The sequence below is a fragment of the Serinibacter arcticus genome, from assembly GCF_004786095.1.
In the GTDB taxonomy this organism is placed as follows: Bacteria; Actinomycetota; Actinomycetes; order Actinomycetales; family Beutenbergiaceae; genus Litorihabitans; species Litorihabitans arcticus.
This window is the reverse complement of sequence record NZ_RHPJ01000003.1, coordinates 310,494-326,618: the sequence shown is the minus strand read 5'-3', so window position 1 is coordinate 326,618 and position 16,125 is coordinate 310,494. Positions and strand designations below refer to the sequence as shown.

The following is a 16,125-nucleotide window of genomic DNA, read 5'->3' as shown; positions in this document are numbered from 1 at the left end:
CGATCCTATGCCGCCTCAGGTCCGCGGGGCGTTGCCACCGAGCTCTGCCACGAGCGTGGCCGCCGTGGGGTGCCGGTCGAGCAGCGCGCCCATGAGGGCGGCCGTGCCGCGCCGCGGGTCCGGCATCGGGATGCGCACGAGGGTCGGCTCCCCCGGCACGTCGAGCACGACGCCGTCCCAGCCCGCCGCCACGACCGCCTCGGGGTAGCGCCGCAGCGCCTCCCCGCGGAACCAGGCCCGGGTGTCGGTGGGCGGCGCGCTCACGGCGCGCTCGATCTCGTCCTCCGTCACGACGGCGGCGACCCCGCCCGCGGTGCGCAGCCGCGCGCAGATCCCGCGCTCGGGGCGCACGTCGGACCACTGCAGGTCGATCGCGGCGAGCTTGGCGTGGTCCCACGAGAGCTGGTGACGGGTCCGCAGACCCTCCAGCACGCGCAGCTTGGCGAGCCACTCCACCTCGCGCGCCGCGGCCTCGCGGTCGTTCTCGAGCAGGTCGAGCGTGCGCTCCCACGCCGCGAGGACGGCGGCGTCGTCGTCGGACAGGGTCTCGCCCAGGACCTCGCGCACGCCCGCCGCGTAGTGCCGCTGGATCTGCAGGGCGGTCAGCGGCGTGCCGTCGCCCGCCATGTCGAGCGTCTGCTCGAGCGTGAGGTCGCGGCTCACGGCCTGGACGGAGGCGACGGGGTCGGCCAGGTGCAGCGCCTCCCACGCGAACGGGATCGTCGCGCCGCGCTGCGCGGCCTCGAGGACGGCGAGCACGAGCGACGTGGTGCCGAGCTTGAGGTAGGTGGCGGTCTCGAAGCAGTTCGCGTCGCCGATGATCACGTGCAGGCGGCGGAAGCGGCCCGCGTCGGCGTGCGGCTCGTCGCGCGTGTTGATGATCGGGCGGCGCAGGGTCGTCTCGAGCCCGACCTCGGCCTCCATGTAGTCGGCGCGCTGGGAGAGCTGGTACCCGGGCGTCTCGCCGCGCACGCCGAGCCCGACGCGACCGGAGCCGATCATGACCGTGCGGGTGACGAGGAACGCCGTGAGGTAGTCGACGATCTCGCCGAACGGCACGGCCCGGTCCACCAGGTAGTTCTCGTGGGTGCCGTAGCTCGCGCCCTTGCCGTCCACGTTGTTCTTGTACAGCTGCACGTCCGGCGTGTGGGGCGAGGCGGCCAGGGTGCGGACGGCGGTGAGCATGACGCGCTCGCCGGCGCGGTCCCACAGCACCGCGTCCCGCGCCGAGGCGACCTCGGGGCTGGAGTACTCGGGGTGGGCGTGGTCGACGTAGAGCCGGGCGCCGTTGGTCAGCAGGACGTTGGTCGCGGCGGGGTCGTCCCGCTCGGGGTGGACGGGCCGACGACGGCGCGTCAGCGCGACCGCGACGGGGGGCTCGCCGGGGCCTGAGGTTTCCGGCGCGCCCGGGGTGGCTCCCCGCGCCGCACGACCCTCGTCCTCGTGGCCGGCGTCGGTGAGCTGGCTCGGATCGGCGACGGCGCGGTCGATGCGCCAGCCGCGGGCGTCGGACAGCGGGTCCTCGCTCTCGTAGCTCCAGCGCGTCCGGCCGGGGCGGGGCACCGCCTGCGCGTACGCCGCCACCACGAGCGCCGAGAGGGCCATCGGGTTCTGCCTCGCACCCTCGCCGCCGAGGATGCCGTACTCCGTCTCGATTCCCATCACGCGCACCCGACCACCCTACGGTCGGACCGACGCCCTGCACCGGGCTCGCCCACGGACCGGCCGCGGACCTGCCGCAGACCAGCCGCACCGATCGCTGTGCACCCCTGGCCGTCACACCCCGCTCCCTGTGCACCCCTGGCCGCCACGCCCCGCTCGCTGTGCACCCCTGGCCGCCACGCCGATGGTTGAGCGACCACCGGCGCACAGCGAAGGACGGTGCAGGCGGAACCGGACCGCACCGGGCAACCGGGGGAACCCGACGCCGCGCCGGCCTGCGGGGCCGGCCGGCGGGGACGAGCCGACGGTGGGGCCGACCCGGCGTCGGGAGTTACAGGTACTGCCCCGGGTCGGAGACCGTCTCGATCGCCCGCGGCACCGGACCGGGCGCCGCGCCCGCGCCCTTCGGCGCCACGATCGTGCGGATGAAGACGATGCGCTCACCCTTGCGGCCGGACACACGGGCCCAGTCGTCGGGGTTGGAGGTGTTGGGCAGGTCCTCGTTCTCGTGGAACTCCGCCGCCACCGCCTCGAGCAGGTGCGACATCCCGATCCCCCGCGGCTGACCGGCCAGCAGCGACTTGATCGCCGCCTTCTTGGCGCGGTCCACGATGTTGCGGATCATCGCGCCGGACGCGAAGTCCTTGAAGTACAGGACCTCGCGGTCGCCGCTGGCGTAGGTGACCTCGAGGAACTCGTTCTCCTTGCCGAGCGAGTACATCCGCTCGACCGTCGCGTCGATCATCGCCGCCACGGTGCGCTCGCGGTCGCCGCCGTGCTCGGCGACGTCGTCGGGGTGGAGCGGGAGGTCGCTCCGCAGGTACTTGGGGAAGATGTCGCGCGCGGCCTCGGCGTCGGGACGCTCGACCTTGATCTTCACGTCGAGCCGGCCCGGCCGCAGGATCGCGGGGTCGATCATGTCCTCGCGGTTGGACGCGCCGATGACGATGACGTTGTCGAGCCGCTCGACGCCGTCGATCTCCGCCAGCAGCTGCGGCACCACGGTGGTCTCGGTGTCGGAGGAGATGCCGGTGCCGCGCGTGCGGAAGAGCGACTCCATCTCGTCGAAGAACACCACGACCGGCACGCCCTGCTCGGCACGCTCGCGCGCCCTGGCGAAGATCAGCCTGATGTGACGCTCGGTCTCGCCCACGTACTTGTTGAGCAGCTCAGGGCCCTTGACGTTGAGGAACGACGAGCGCACCGCCTCCTGACCGGCGGCGGCACCCACCGTGCGGGCGAGCGAGGCCGCGACGGCCTTGGCGATGAGCGTCTTGCCGCATCCGGGCGGACCGTAGAGCAGCAGACCCTTGGGCGGTGTGAGCCCGTGCTCGCGGAACAGCTCGGGGTGGCCGAAGGGCAGCTCGACGGCGTCCCGGATCGCCTCGATCTGGTCGGCGAGACCGCCGATGTCCTCGAACGCGACGTCGGGCAGCTCCTCCAGCACGAGCTCCTCGACCTCCGATCGCGGCACCTGCTCGTTCACGAAGCCGCTGCGCGCATCGATCGTGAGGGCGTCGCCGACGCGCACGCCGTCGGTGCGCAGCTGGCCGGACAGGCGCACGACGCGCTCCTCGTCACCGCGCCCCACCACGAGGACGCGGTCGTCGCCGATCAGCTCCTTGACCGTCACGACCTCACCCACGCGCTCGAACCCGCCGGCGAGCACGAGCGCCATGGTCTCGTTGAGCTGGACCTCCTGGCCGGCGACGACCGCGGCGAGGTCCACCGACGGCGAGACCGTGACGCGCATCTTGCGACCGGCCGCCACGACGTCGGCGGTGTTGTCCTCGTGCGCCGCCAGGAACGTCGCGTACGTCGCCGGCGGCCGGGTCAGCTGCTCGACCTGCTCGCGCAGCTCCGCCAGCTCCTGGCGCGCCTTGATCAGCACGGCGGTGAGCCGCTCGTTCTTCTGCGCGAGCGAGGCCGCCTCGCGGCGCGCGTCGTCCTGGGTCACGGCTGCTCCTCGGTCACGTCGGTGCTGGACTCGTCGGTGCTCGAGGCGTCGCCGGTGTCGGCGACGTCGTCCACCCTGGCCACGGCCCCGTCCCGGATCGCCTCGGCGTGCCGGCCGGCGCGCCGGGCCTTCTTGGCCGTCACACCGCGCTCGCCGAAGTCCTCGGGCGTCCAGTCCTCGCCGATCTGGACCCGGGCGGCGTCGCGCGCCAGGGCCTCCTGGGCCTCGGCGTCCTCGCTCTGCGTGGACCTGGCGGGGCGACGACGGCGCAGCGGTGCCGCGACGCCGTCGGCCATCCGCCGCGTGGTCACCAGGAAACCGGTGTGCGCGACCATGCGGTGCGAGGGCCGGACGGCGAGGCCCTCGAGGTGCCACTCGCGCAGCATGGTCTCCGAGGCGAGCGGTTCGGTGAACCGGCCGTCGGCCTTGAGGTCCTCGGCGAACCGGCTGAGCTGCGTGGTGGTCGCGACGTAGGCGAGCAGGACGCCGCCGGGGACGAGCGCGTCGGCGGCGACCTCGATGTTCTCCCACGGGGCGAGCATGTCCAGCACGATGCGGTCGACGGTGCCGTTCTCGCGCGCCGTCGGGAGGACGTCGGCGAGGTCGCCCACGGCGAGCTCCCACGCGGGGTGGCTGGCCCCGAAGAACGCCTCGACGTTGCCCGTCGCGATGGCGGCGAAGTCCTCGCGCCGCTCGATCGACAGGAGCGAACCGCCGTCGCCCACGGCTCGCAGCAGCGACATCGTCAGGGCTCCGGAGCCGACCCCGGCCTCGACCACGCGGGCGCCGGGGTAGACGTCCGCCATCGAGACGATCTGCGCGGAGTCCTTGGGGTAGATGACGGCGGCGCCGCGGGGCATCGAGAGCACGTGGTCGGACAGCAGCGGGCGCAGCGCAAGATAGGGCACACCCGCCGACGTCTCCACGATGGTGCCCTCGCTGCGTCCGATGAGCTCGGTGTGGCGGAAGTAGCCGCGGTGCGTCTGGAAGGACCCGTCGGTCTTCAGCGTGATCGTCGAGGGCTTGCCGCGCGGGTCGGTGATCTGGACGCGGTCGCCCTCGCGGAAGGGGCCGCGACGGGCCGCGGCACCGGTGGGTTCGGCGTGGCTGGGCTCGGCGCCGGAGAGTTCTGAGGTCACTCTCACCAGACTAACGACCCGGCGACGCGAGAGCGGCGACCACGCTCTCGCGCGTGGTGGTCCCGAGGATCCCGCCCGGTCCCACGACGACGACGACCGGACTCTCGTTGATCCCTCGCGCCAGCGCGCCGAGGGCGTCCGGGCCGGTCACGGCGGTCAGCACCGCCGACGGCGGGAGGGAGCGGGCGACGGCGGTCACCGGCGTGGAGGCGTAGGCGTCCGGCGGCACCTGGGCCAGGGCTGCGGCGTCCAGCACCGCGACGGGCGTGCCCGCGGCGTCGATCGCGACGACGTCGCTCGAGCCCATCCCGAACGGTGGCCGCGGCACCTGCGCGAGGCTCGCCCTCGCGTCCACGACGACGGCGGGCCGCAGCAGCGCCCGCAGGTCGAAGCCCGCCGCGCTGCGCCGGGCGCGGCCGATCTTGATCGACTGGCTCGCGCCGGTCCAGACGAGGCCGGCCACGAGCAGGCCCCAGATGCCGGTGGTCAGCGTCGGGCGCTCGCCCCGCAGCAGCGGAAGGCCGAGGATCACCGCGGCGAGCACGACGGCGAGGCCGCGTCCCACCCAGCCGGAACCGATCGTGCCGGTCTCGCGGTTGCCGGTCACCTTCCAGATCAGCGCCTCGAGGATGCGGCCACCGTCGAGCGGGTTGCCCGGCAGCAGGTTGAACGCCGCGACCACGGCGTTGGCGTAGGTCAGCGCGGCGACGATGACGGCGGGCAGCCCCGGCGGCATCGCACCGAGCACGAACCAGCCGGCGACGGCGAGCACGACGTTCGCCAGCGGCCCGGCGGCCGAGACGATCGCGCTCGCCCCCGGCGTGCGCAGCTCCTCGCCGAAGCTCGTGTGGCCGCCCCAGAAGGTGATGACGTACTCGCGCACCCGAGCCCCGACGGCGCGGGCCGCGGCGCCGTGGGCCAGCTCGTGCGCGAGGACGGAGGCGAAGAGCAGGATCGGGAACGTCGCAGCGGCGGCGACGGCGGCCGGGGTGTCCAGCCGGGGCGCGGCGCGCTGGACCGTGGGCAGGAACAGCAGCGTCAGGACCGCCGCGATGAGCAGCCAGCTCGGCGCCAGGTAGACGGGCGAGCCCCCGACGACGCCGATCCGCCAGCCGGGTCGCTTCACGCGCCGACCCGGTCCACCGGCGTCGTGGTGGAGGCGAGCTCGACCAGCTCGGCGAGCGACAGGCCCGCGAGCGTCTCGGCGCGCGCGAGGGCGGGGTGCGGCGGGACGTCCACCAGGTGCGGCACGACGACGGCGCGCGCCCCGGACGCCGCGGCGGCCGCCGAGCCCGTGACCGAGTCCTCGACCGCGATGCAGCGGGTGATGTCGACGCCGAGCGCGTCGGCGGCCGTGAGGTACGCCTCGGGATCGGGCTTGCCCCGGGTCACCATGTCCCCGGCGACGACGGTCGCGATCGCGCCGTCGGGCAGCAGGGAGGCGATGAGGTCGGCCTGCACGCGGTAGGACATGGTCACGATCGCCTGCGGCACCCCCGCGCGCGCCGCCTCGGCGACGAGCTCGCGTGCCCCGGGACGCCACTCCGGTCCCTCGTTCGCGACGCGGTCGTTGACCCGCGCGACCAGGTGGTCCACGACCCCGGCGGGCGTCATGGCGACACCGCGGGCGATGAGGATGCTCGCGCTGTCCTCGAGCGCCTTGCCCACCAGCGTGAGCGCGTCCTCGTGCGTCCACGTCCCACCGTGGGAGGTGACCAGCTCCCGCTCGGCCTCGATCCAGAGCGGCTCGGTGTCCACCAGGGTCCCGTCCAGGTCCCACAGGATGGCCTCGGGCAGCGCGTGCGTCACGGTTCTCCTCGTCCCCGGCCGGTTCCGGCGCGGTCTCCCGCCATTCTCGCAGGCACGGCAGTCGGCGCGCGGCTGCGGGGCCGACGCGCGGCTGCTGCGGCACGGCTGCGTAGGCTGGGATCGTGACCGACCAGCAACCCACGCTCGTGCTCGCCGCCTTCGAGGGGTGGAACGACGCCGGCAGCGCCGCGAGCGAGGCCCTCTCCCAGATCGCGACGGCGTGGGGCGCCCGCCCCGTCGCCGCGCTCGATCCCGAGGACTTCTACGACTTCCAGGTCAACCGCCCCGTCGTCGGCCCGCCGACCACGGTCGACCTCGACGGCGCGCCCGGCACCCCGGGGGCCGCCGCCGGTGGCCGCGAGCTGACCTGGCCCGCGACCCGCGTGTCGCTCACACGCTCTCCCGTGACCGGTCGCACCGTGCTCCTGGTGCAGGGCATCGAGCCCTCGATGCGGTGGCGCCAGTACTGCGCCGAGATCATCGCCGTCGTGAAGAGCTGGGGGCCCGCCACCTTCGTCGGCGTCGGCGCCCTGCTCGCCGACGTGCCGCACACCCGCCCCATCCCGGTCCAGAGCACGAGCGACGACCCGACGCTGCAGGCCAAGTTCGGCCTCGACGCCTCCGAGTACACCGGCCCCGCCGGCATCATCTCGGTGCTCGGGCACGCCGCGCGCGAGGAGGGCATGCGCACGCTGTCGGTGTGGGCCGCCGTGCCGCACTACGTCGCTCAGCCGCCCTCCCCCAAGGCGACACTGGCGCTGCTGGCCGCGCTCGAGGAGGTCGTGGGCGAACCGCTGCCGATGGGCGACCTGCTCGAGGACGCCCGGGCGTGGCAGCGCGGGGTCGACGAGCTCGCCGAGGAGGACCCCGAGATCTCCGAGTACGTGCAGCAGCTCGAGGAGGTCAAGGACACCGCGGAGCTGCCCGAGGCGAGCGGCGAGGCGATCGCGCGCGAGTTCGAGCAGTACCTGCGCCGGCGCGACCCCGGCACGGGTCGCGACGGCGGGACGGGCCGCGACGGCGGCCCCGGCCCGAACCGCTAGAGGGCCACGCCGAGCAGGGCGTCGACGGCGTCGCGCACGACGGCCCCGCCGCCCGGTGCGGTCCCGCGCTCGTCGGAGCTGTCGGAGGTGTCGGAGGCCAGGACACGGCCCACCCACGCGTCGACCGCGGCAAGCGCGCGCGGTGCGTCGAGGTCGTCCGCCAGGGCCGCCCGGACCTCCTCGACCACGTCGGCCGACGCCGGATCGTCGAGCTCGCTCGTGCGAGCGACCGCGTCGCGCCAGGTCGCGAGCCGCCGAGCGGCGTCGATCAGCTCGGCGTGGTGGAACTCCCACGACGTGGAGTAGCGGTGCGCGAGCAGCACGAGGCGGATCGCCATCGCCTCGACACCCTCGGCGAGCAGCCGCGACACGAGGACGAGGTTGCCGCGCGACTTGCTCATCTTCTCGCCCTCGTAGGCGAGCAGACCGGCGTGCACCTGGGCCCCGACCGGCCTCGCGTCACCCGAGATCATCCGCAGGTGGCTCGTGGACATCTCGTGGTGCGGGAAGCGCAGGTCGCGCCCGCCGCCCTGGACGTCGACGGGGGCGCCGAGCGTCATGGCCGCGATCGTCGCGCACTCCACGTGCCAGCCGGGACGGCCCCGCCCGAGACCGCGCCCGTCCCACGAGGGGTCGTCCGGGCGCTCGGTCCGCCACAGCAGCGGGTCCAGCGGCGACCGCTTGCCGGGACGGTCGGGATCGCCGCCCATCGCGGAGAACTCGGCCAGCCGGGAGACCTCATCCACGCCGTCGCCCATGGGCTCGAGCCCGAACCGGACGTCCTTCGCGAGGTCGGCGTAGACGTCGCCGTCCCCGTGCCCGTCCGCGCCGGGACCGACCCGGTAGGCGGCGCCGTCGGCCAGCATGCGCTCGACGGCGCGCACCACGTCGGGCACGGTCTCGACGGCGCCGAGGTAGTGGTCGGGGGCGATGATCCGCAGCGCCTCCATGTCGCCGCGGAACAGGTCCGTCTGCGACGCGGCGAGGTCGCGCCAGTCGACGCCGGTCTCCCGCGCGCGCTCCAGCAGCGGATCGTCGACGTCGGTCACGTTCTGCGCGTAGGTGACCGCCAGGCCGGCGTCGCGCCAGCTGCGCACCAGCAGGTCGAACGTCAGGTAGGTCGCGGCGTGACCCAGGTGCGTGGCGTCGTACGGCGTGATGCCGCAGACGTACAGGCTCGCGCGACGCGGACCGCCGACGGCGCGGACCTCCCGGGTGGCCGAGTCGTGGACCAGGGTGCGGCGGGCCGATGCCCTCGCGCCGGCCTCCGCACCGGGGGCCGCGGGGAGGACGGGGACTGCGGGTGATCGCCAGGCATGCACGCGTCGAGTTTACCGAGCACGATGGGGGCGTGCGCACCGAGTACCGACTGACGGCCGACGGCGAGCTGCTCGAGCGGGGTGGGGACCACCCCGCCCCCGACGCCGCCTGGGAGGGGGCGCGCGAACGCTGGGTGGTCGAGGTGCTGCCGCCCGACCGCGAGCGGTGGCACGACGCGATGATCGAGGCGCTCGCCGAGACCGGACTCGCGTCGGAGGGCGAGGACGCCCTGCGTCGCGCGACCGACACGGTGCTCGCCGCGCACCCGAACGGTTCGCTCAGCGACGACACCGTGGCGCTGCGGGTGGCCCTGCTCTCCCTGGACGAGGGCGAGGACCCCGTCACGTCCGAGATCGTGCACCTGGTGGCACGGCACGACCGCGTGCTGACGGCGGCGCGCGACCCCCGGGTGATCGAACGGCTCCTCGCGCGGGTCCGAGCACTCCCGCCCGCGAAGCGCCGGGGCACCTACGTGGTCGCCCGCTCCCTGCTGACGCTCGCGCTCGAGCACGTCACGGCGCTGAGCGACGCCGTCACCGCCCGGACGGCGGCCCTCGAGGAGGACGTGTTCTCCGACTCCTCCAGCGACACCAACGTGACCCGGATCTACCGGCTCAAGCGCGCGATCGCCGACGCCCGGCGACACGTGCTGCCGGTCATCAACCGGCTGACGCTGGTCACCGACGCCGACGACCGGGGTGACGAGGACGACGACGGCGGGTCCGACGGCGACGACGGTGGGAGCTCGTCCCGTCTCGACGCCGCCGCGCTGGCGCACCTGGAGCGGCTGGAGCAGGGGTTTCGCCGCGTCGCCGAGGCGCTGGAGACGGACGACCGGCTCCTCGGCGACATGCTGACGGCGCAGCTGACCATGGTCCAGGTGCGCCAGAACACCGACATGCGCAAGATCTCCGCCTACGCGGCGCTGGCGGCCGTGCCGACGTCGATCACCGGGATCTACGGCATGAACTTCGACTGGATGCCCGAGCTCACGTGGCACTGGGGCTACCCCACGGTGCTGGGCGTGATCCTCGTGCTCGTGGTCGGTCTGCAGCGCCTGTTCAAGCGGTCGGGCTGGCTGTAGCCATCCCGCGGTCAGACGGTCGGGCTGAGCGTCCCGGTCAGCAGCAGGATCGCGAGCACGCCGGCGAGCACCAGGCGGTAGATCACGAACGGCAGGTAGCCGCGGCTCGAGACGATCTTGAGGAAGCCGATGATGACGACGAAGCCGACGACGAACGCTGCCGCCGTCGCCAGGAGCGTCGCTCCCCCGCTCACCACGAGTCCGCCGTCGCTGTGCCCGCCGATCGCCTTGGCGAGCTGGTAGAAGCCCGATCCGAGCACGGCCGGGACCGCGAGCAGGAAGGAGTAGCGGGCCGCCGCCTCGCGGGTGTACCCCATCGCGAGGCCCGCCGTGATGGTGCCGCCCGAGCGGGACACGCCGGGGATCAGCGCCATCGCCTGCGCGAGACCGAACGCGATGCCGTCGCGGCCGTCGAGCACCTTCAGCGACTTGACCTGACGTCCCCAGCGATCCGCCGCCCACAGCAGCACGGCGAAGAACGCGAGCGTGAAGACGGTGAAGCGGAGATCGCGCAGCGCGCCCTCGATGGCGTCCTGGAACAGCACGCCCAGCACGACGATCGGCAGCGAGCCGATGATGATCAGCCAGCCCATGCGGGCGTCGGGATCGGCCAGGCGCAGCGGGTTGCGCCACCGCCCGCCCGCCCGGATCTCGGGCAGCGTCGCCCACCACCGGCGCACGACCTGGACGATCGTGTGGCGGAAGTAGATGAGGACGGCGAGCTCGGTGCCGATCTGGGTGATCGCCGTGAACGTCGCCCCGACGTCCTGACCGTCGAGCATCAGCGCCCCCACCACGCGCAGGTGCGCGCTCGAGGAGACCGGCAGGAACTCCGTGAGGCCTTGAACGATTCCGAGCACGATTGCTTCCCACCACGTCACCGGCCCAGCGTAAGCGGGCACGTACCCTGAGGCGATGCAGCCTCGCCGTGCCGGATCGAGCGGCCTCGTCACCTCCCCCGTCGGCCTCGGCACCATGACGTGGGGGCGCGACACCGACGAGCACGAGGCCCGCGTCCTGCTCGAGACGTTCCTCGACGCCGGGGGGACGCTCCTGGACACGGCCGGCTCCTACGGCGACGGGGTGGCCGAGGAGACGCTCGGCAGCGTGGTCGCCGACCTCGGGGTGCGCGACGAGATCGTGCTGTGCGGGAAGTCCGGCGTGCGACGCGGCGAGCACGGCGTCCGGATCAGCGCCGGCCGCGGGGCGCTCCTGGACGACCTGGACGCCAGCCTCCGACGCCTGGGCACCGACCGCCTCGACCTGTGGCTGGTGCAGGTGCCCGACGACGTCACCCCCGCCGCCGAGACGCTGTCCGCCCTCGAGATCGCCGTCCGGTCCGGACGCGCGCGCTACGTGGGCGTCTCCAACTACCCCGGCTGGTCGACGGCGCACCTCGCGACCCTCGCCGCCGCCGCCGGGCTGCCGCTCGCCGCCACGCAGGTGGAGTACTCGCTGCTCGCGCGCGGCGCCGAGCGCGAGGTGCTTCCCGCCTCCGCGGGGCTCGGCCTCGGCGTCATCGGCTGGTCGGCGCTCGGTCGAGGTGTGCTGACCGGGAAGTACCGTCGCGCGCGTCCCGCCGACTCGCGCGCCGCGTCCGCGCACCTGCGCGGGTTCGTCGAGCCGTACCTGACCGACGGCGCCGCCCGCGTCGTCGAGGCCGTGGCGACGGCGGCCGACGGGCTCGGCCGCACCGCCGCCGAGGTGGCCCTGGCGTGGGCGAGGGACGCGCCCGGCGTGACCTCCGCCGTCGTCGGACCGCGGACGGCCGCGCAGCTCGAGGCGGTCGTCTCGCTCGTCTCGGGCGAGGAGGGCGCGCTGCCCCCGGAGATCCGCTCGGTGCTGGACGAGGTCACGGCGCCCGAGATCGGCTACCCCGAGCGGCGCTGAGACGAGGAACGACCCCGGAGCGGTTCGCTCCGGGGTCGTGCATCGGGTGCGGCCTCGCGGCCGGTCGGACCGCTCAGTCGTCGGTGTCGTCCGCGTCCTCGTCGTCGTCCTCGTCGAAGTCGTCGTCGTCGTCCTCGTCGTAGACGTCGAACGGCGTGTCGACGCCGTAGGCGGTGAAGAGCGCGTCGTCGTAGGTGTCGAAGGCGTCGGCCAGGGTTCCGGCCGAGTCGACCACGGTCGCGGCGTCGGGGTCACGGCTGGAACGAGCCGCCTCGAGGTGGGATTCGAAGGCCGCGACGAGGCGGTCGAGCGCGGCGCGCGGATCGGTTGACATGCGGCAACCGTATCGCGGCCTGGGGCACAATGGCACGGACGACCATCGATCCCGAAGGAGCGTGAGCACCGAGGTGAGAGCACCAGCAGCCGGCCGCACGACCTACGAGTTCCGCGTGCTCACCCTGCCGCGCACCACCTCGGGCGGTGACGTCCGCAAGCTCCTGACCGACGAGGCCGAGTACGGCCGCTGGGAGCTCGCCCGCAGCCGCCTCTACATCGGCGGGACCCGCAAGGTGTGGCTGCGACGCAAGGTCCTTCGCGTCGCCTCCACCCTCTGACGTCCCCCTCCCCGGCCGTCCGTCAGCAGTCCCGCAGCAGCCGGTCCAGGACCCGCGTGCCGAACTGCACGGCGTCGACCGGCACCCGCTCGTCCACGCCGTGGAACATCCCGGCGAAGTCGAGGTCCGCGGGAAGCCGCAGGGGCGCGAACCCGTAGCCCTCGATGCCCAGCAGCGACAGCGCCTTGTTGTCCGTGCCGCCCGACAGCATGTACGGCAGCACCCGCGCACCGGGGTCCTCGGCGTCGATCGAGGCGACCATCGCGTCCACGAGGTCGCCGCTGAACGGCGCCTCGAGACCGATGTCGGTCGTGATCGGCTCGATGCGCACGCCCTCGCCCGCCAGCTCGCGCAGCGTGGCCATCGCCTCGTCCTCGCGGCCGGGGAGGAAGCGCAGGTCGACCACGGCGCTCGCCTGCGACGGCACGACGTTGGCCTTGTAGCCGGCGTCGAGCTGCGTGGGGTTGGTCGTCGTCGCGAGCGTGGCGCCGACGAACTTGCTCGCCGAACCGAGCGAGGCCACGAGCGCGTGGATGGACGCGGGGTCCTCCTCGTGCCACGTCGTCCCCGAGAGGTCGGCGACGCCGTCGAGCAGCTCGCGGACCGTCGGCGTGAGGTCCTGCGGCCAGGAGTGGGCGCCGATGCGCGCGACGGCGCCGGCGAGCCGGACCAGGGCGTTGTCGACGCTGACCTGGGAGCCGTGCTGCGCCGTCCCGTCGGCCACGAGCCGCAGCCAGGCGAGCCCCTTCTCGGCGGTCTGCAGCAGGTAGGCGCGGCGACCGTCGATCTCGACCGAGAACCCGCCGACCTCGCTGATCGCCTGCGAGGCGCCCGCGAAGAACTCCGGGTGGTTGTCGACCGCCCAGTGCGACCCGAGCCGGCCGCCGGCCTCCTCGTCCGCGAAGAACGCCACCGCGAGGTCGCGGGGAGGCTTGCGGCCGGCGCGCTTCATCTCGCGCAGGACGGCGAGCATCATCGCGTCCATGTCCTTCATGTCGACGGCGCCGCGACCCCAGATGAGGCCGTCCATCTCCTCGCCGCCGAACGGGTCCATCTTCCAGTCGCTCGCCTCGGCGGGCACGACGTCGGTGTGCCCGTGCAGCACCAGCGCGGGGCGCGAGGAGTCCTCACCGTCGATGCGCAGCAGGACCGTGGCGCGGCCGGGCTCGGACTCCACCAGCACGGGGTCGTAGCCGACGTCGGTCAGCTCGGTCATCACGTGCTCGGCCGCGGCCCGCTCGCCGGGTCCGCTGCCGTCGCCGTAGTTGGAGGAGTCGATCCGGATCAGCTCGCGGCAGATGCGGACGGCCTCGGTCTCCATGAGCGACGGCGTGCGCTCGTCCGCGCCGGATCCCGTGCCGACGCCGGTCGCGGCGCTCACTGGAGGCCCCGACGGACGAGCAGGGGCGTGATGTCGGCGTCGCGACCGCGCAGCTCGCGGTAGAACGAGAGCGGATCGGCGCTGTGCCCCCGCGAGAGCAGGACGTCCCGGAACCGGCGGCCGCGAGCGGCCTCGAGCCCACCGTTCTCGCCCTCCTCGAACCAGGCCTGCGTGTCGGCGTCGAGCACCTCGCTCCAGATGTAGGAGTAGTAGCCGGCGTCGTAGCCGCCACCGAAGGTGTGGTTGAAGTACGTCGAGCGGTAGCGCGGCGGGACGAGGTCGAGGCGGAGGCCCGCGGCCTCGAGCGCACGCTCCTCGAACGCGACGACGTCGGCGGGGTCGGTCGGGACGTCGTCGGGCGCCAGGTGGTGCCACGCCTGGTCCAGCAGCGCGGCGCCGAGGTACTCCGCGGTCGCGAAGCCCTCGCCGTAGCTCGCCGCCTCGCGCAGGCGGGCGATGACGTCACCGTCGAGCTGCTCACCCGTGAGGTGGTGGCGCGCGTACCGCGCCATGACGTCGGGGTGGGTGGCCCACATCTCGTTCACCTGCGAGGGGTACTCGACGAAGTCGCGGGGCACGGCCGTGCCCGAGAGCGAGGGGAGGTGGACGTCGGAGAGCAGGCCGTGCAGCGCGTGACCGAACTCGTGGAACGTGGTGATGACCTCGTCCCACGTCAGGAGCGTCGGCTCCCCCGCGGGCGGTCGCGGCACGTTGAGCGTGTTGGTGACGACGGCGTGCGTCCCCTTGAGCCGGGACTGGTTGACGAAGCTCGTCATCCACGCCCCGCCGCGCTTGCCCTCGCGGGCCCAGTAGTCGCCCAGGAACAGGCCGCGCGAGGACCCGTCGGAGTCGAGCACCTCCCACACCCGCATGCCGTCCGCGTAGGTCGGCAGGTCGGGGCGCTCGACGAAGGTGATGCCGTACAGCTGCGTGGCCGTCCAGAAGACGCCGTCCACCAGGACCCGCTCGAGCTCGAAGTAGGGCCGGAGACCGGCCATGTCGACGTCGTAGCGCGTGCGGCGGACCTTCTCCGCGTAGTGGCGCCAGTCGGCGGCCGTGAGCGTGACGTCGCCGTCGTCGCCACCCTGCGCGCCGACGTCGGAGGCGAGCTCCGCGTCGAGCTCGGCCGCCTCGGCGCGCGCGTTGCGCGCGGCGGCGGGGGCGAGCTGGTTCAGCATGCCCATCACCGCCTCGCTCGTCCCGGCGGTGCCGTCGGCCGCCACGTAGGCCGCGTGGTGCGGGAATCCCAGGAGCTGGGCGCGCTCGGCGCGCTTGCGGGCCAGCGCGAGGATCGTGGGGCGGGTGTCGGAGTCGGGGTCGACGCCGGTGCCCCGGCTCGTGGAGGACTCCTGCACCCGGGCGCGAAGCTCGCGGCTGGTGGCGTCCACGAGGATCGGCTGCGACGTCGGCAGGATCAGGGTGACGAGGTGGTCGGCGTCGCTGCCGCGGTCGGTCGCGGTCTGCGCGAGGGCGGCGCGGTCGCCGTCGGACAGCCCCGCGAGCAGCGCGGGGTCGGTGACCGGCACGGCCGCGTGCTTCATCCCGGCCACGACCTGCTGGCCGAACAGCGTCTCCAGGCTCGTGAGCTCACCGTTGAGGGCGCGGAGCCGGTCCTGCTCGGTCTCGCCCAGGTCGACGCCGGCGCGACGGGCGTCCTTGATCAGCTGCTGCAGGAGGTAGGCGAACTCGCCCTCGAGGTCGGGCTCGGCGGCCTCGACCGCGAGGTAGCGGGCGAACAGGCGAGGGTCGAGCCGGAACGCGTCACCGTGGGCCGCGAGCGCCGGGGCGACGTCGGCCGCGATCGCGTCGAGCTCCTCGCCGCCGAGCGAGGAGGTGTAGACGTAGAAGACGTGGAGCGCGCGGGTCAGCAGCTCGCCGGAGTGCTCGAGGGCCTCGACCGTGTTGACGAAGGTCGCGGGCGCGGGATCGGTGGCGATCGTCTCCCACTCGGCGCGCTGCTGCGCGAAGCCCGCCTCGATCGCCGGGCGGAAGTGCTCCAGCCGGATCTCGGTCAGCGGCGGCAGCCCGTGGTCGAGCGTCGAGGGCGCGGCGAACGGGTTGCTCGGATCGAGGGGCGCGGGTGCGTGAGGAACCATGACTCCATCTTGCCTGCCGTCCGGGGATGGTCGCGGAGCCGGTGCCTGACAGTCCTGTGCAAGACCTGAGGTCGCCACAGTCCGGCACACGTGCAACCCAAGGGTGACGCTGCGGTGGCCCTGTCACGGT

General features: G+C 73.8%; 14 protein-coding genes. 4 read left to right on the top strand and 10 right to left on the bottom strand.

Features of this window, described 5'->3' with window-relative positions; all coding sequences use genetic code 11:
• Positions 1-15 precede the first annotated feature (15 nt).
• From dop to SERN_RS10550, 5 genes are all read right to left on the bottom strand, one after another.
• Positions 16-1,662, bottom strand: a complete 1,647-nt coding sequence (dop, locus tag SERN_RS10570) for a depupylase/deamidase Dop (RefSeq protein ID WP_135850095.1) — start codon at positions 1,660-1,662, stop codon at positions 16-18.
• Positions 1,663-1,993: 331 nt separating this feature from the next.
• Positions 1,994-3,619 (bottom strand): proteasome ATPase, encoded by a 1,626-nt coding sequence (gene arc / locus SERN_RS10565; RefSeq protein WP_135850094.1) that lies wholly within the window; start codon positions 3,617-3,619, stop codon positions 1,994-1,996.
• Positions 3,616-4,758, bottom strand: a complete 1,143-nt coding sequence (locus tag SERN_RS10560; protein ID WP_135850093.1) for a tRNA (adenine-N1)-methyltransferase — start codon at positions 4,756-4,758, stop codon at positions 3,616-3,618. The genes arc and SERN_RS10560 overlap by 4 nt, the downstream gene beginning before the upstream one ends.
• 10 nt (positions 4,759-4,768) lie before the next feature.
• Positions 4,769-5,884, bottom strand: a complete 1,116-nt coding sequence (locus tag SERN_RS10555; protein ID WP_135850092.1) for a site-2 protease family protein — start codon at positions 5,882-5,884, stop codon at positions 4,769-4,771.
• Positions 5,881-6,567: an HAD family hydrolase gene (locus SERN_RS10550; protein ID WP_135850091.1), complete on the bottom strand. Its 687-nt coding sequence runs from the start codon at positions 6,565-6,567 to the stop codon at positions 5,881-5,883. Before SERN_RS10550 ends, SERN_RS10555 begins: the two co-directional genes overlap by 4 nt.
• 122 nt (positions 6,568-6,689) lie before the next feature.
• Between SERN_RS10550 and SERN_RS10545 the strand changes: the two genes are divergently transcribed.
• Positions 6,690-7,610, top strand: coding sequence for a PAC2 family protein (locus tag SERN_RS10545; RefSeq protein ID WP_233251616.1), 921 nt, complete (start codon positions 6,690-6,692; stop codon positions 7,608-7,610).
• Here the strand turns inward: SERN_RS10545 and mshC are convergent.
• Positions 7,607-8,932: a cysteine--1-D-myo-inosityl 2-amino-2-deoxy-alpha-D-glucopyranoside ligase gene (gene mshC / locus SERN_RS10540; RefSeq protein WP_135850089.1), complete on the bottom strand. Its 1,326-nt coding sequence runs from the start codon at positions 8,930-8,932 to the stop codon at positions 7,607-7,609. The genes SERN_RS10545 and mshC overlap by 4 nt on opposite strands.
• Before the next feature lie 29 nt (positions 8,933-8,961).
• Between mshC and SERN_RS10535 the strand changes: the two genes are divergently transcribed.
• Complete coding sequence (locus SERN_RS10535) at positions 8,962-10,014, top strand: CorA family divalent cation transporter (RefSeq protein ID WP_158292635.1); 1,053 nt, start codon at positions 8,962-8,964, stop codon at positions 10,012-10,014.
• 11 nt (positions 10,015-10,025) lie between these two features.
• On the opposite strand, the gene SERN_RS10530 is transcribed toward SERN_RS10535, so the two are convergent.
• Positions 10,026-10,874: an undecaprenyl-diphosphate phosphatase gene (locus SERN_RS10530; protein ID WP_408640865.1), complete on the bottom strand. Its 849-nt coding sequence runs from the start codon at positions 10,872-10,874 to the stop codon at positions 10,026-10,028.
• A gap of 55 nt (positions 10,875-10,929) precedes the next feature.
• Between SERN_RS10530 and SERN_RS10525 the strand changes: the two genes are divergently transcribed.
• Positions 10,930-11,904, top strand: a complete 975-nt coding sequence (locus tag SERN_RS10525; RefSeq protein WP_135850086.1) for an aldo/keto reductase — start codon at positions 10,930-10,932, stop codon at positions 11,902-11,904.
• A gap of 73 nt (positions 11,905-11,977) precedes the next feature.
• Here SERN_RS10525 and SERN_RS10520 read toward each other — a convergent pair whose 3' ends face one another.
• Complete coding sequence (locus SERN_RS10520) at positions 11,978-12,238, bottom strand: DNA primase (protein WP_135850085.1); 261 nt, start codon at positions 12,236-12,238, stop codon at positions 11,978-11,980.
• A gap of 61 nt (positions 12,239-12,299) precedes the next feature.
• Here SERN_RS10520 and SERN_RS10515 point away from each other — a divergent pair, with 61 nt between their 5' ends.
• Complete coding sequence (locus SERN_RS10515; protein ID WP_233251615.1) at positions 12,300-12,518, top strand: DUF5703 family protein; 219 nt, start codon at positions 12,300-12,302, stop codon at positions 12,516-12,518.
• Between the two features lie 22 nt (positions 12,519-12,540).
• Here the strand turns inward: SERN_RS10515 and SERN_RS10510 are convergent, their stop codons facing one another.
• Together SERN_RS10510 and SERN_RS10505 are read right to left on the bottom strand one after the other, a co-directional pair.
• On the bottom strand, positions 12,541-13,839 hold the full coding sequence (locus tag SERN_RS10510) for a M20/M25/M40 family metallo-hydrolase (RefSeq protein WP_135850510.1): 1,299 nt from the start codon (positions 13,837-13,839) through the stop codon (positions 12,541-12,543).
• Positions 13,840-13,895: 56 nt separating this feature from the next.
• Positions 13,896-15,995, bottom strand: coding sequence for a M3 family metallopeptidase (locus SERN_RS10505; protein WP_135850084.1), 2,100 nt, complete (start codon positions 15,993-15,995; stop codon positions 13,896-13,898).
• Positions 15,996-16,125: the final 130 nt, after the last annotated feature.

Bases quoted from the DNA above. Each gene is read 5' to 3' on its own strand.
- dop (WP_135850095.1), bottom strand. From the start codon at position 1,662: ATGGGAATCGAGACGGAGTACGGCATCCTCGGCGGCGAGGGTGCGAGG.
- SERN_RS10525 (WP_135850086.1), top strand. From the start codon at position 10,930: ATGCAGCCTCGCCGTGCCGGATCGAGCGGCCTCGTCACCTCCCCCGTC.
- SERN_RS10520 (WP_135850085.1), bottom strand. From the start codon at position 12,238: ATGTCAACCGATCCGCGCGCCGCGCTCGACCGCCTCGTCGCGGCCTTC.
- SERN_RS10510 (WP_135850510.1), bottom strand. From the start codon at position 13,839: ATGGAGACCGAGGCCGTCCGCATCTGCCGCGAGCTGATCCGGATCGAC.
- SERN_RS10505 (WP_135850084.1), bottom strand. From the start codon at position 15,995: ATGGTTCCTCACGCACCCGCGCCCCTCGATCCGAGCAACCCGTTCGCC.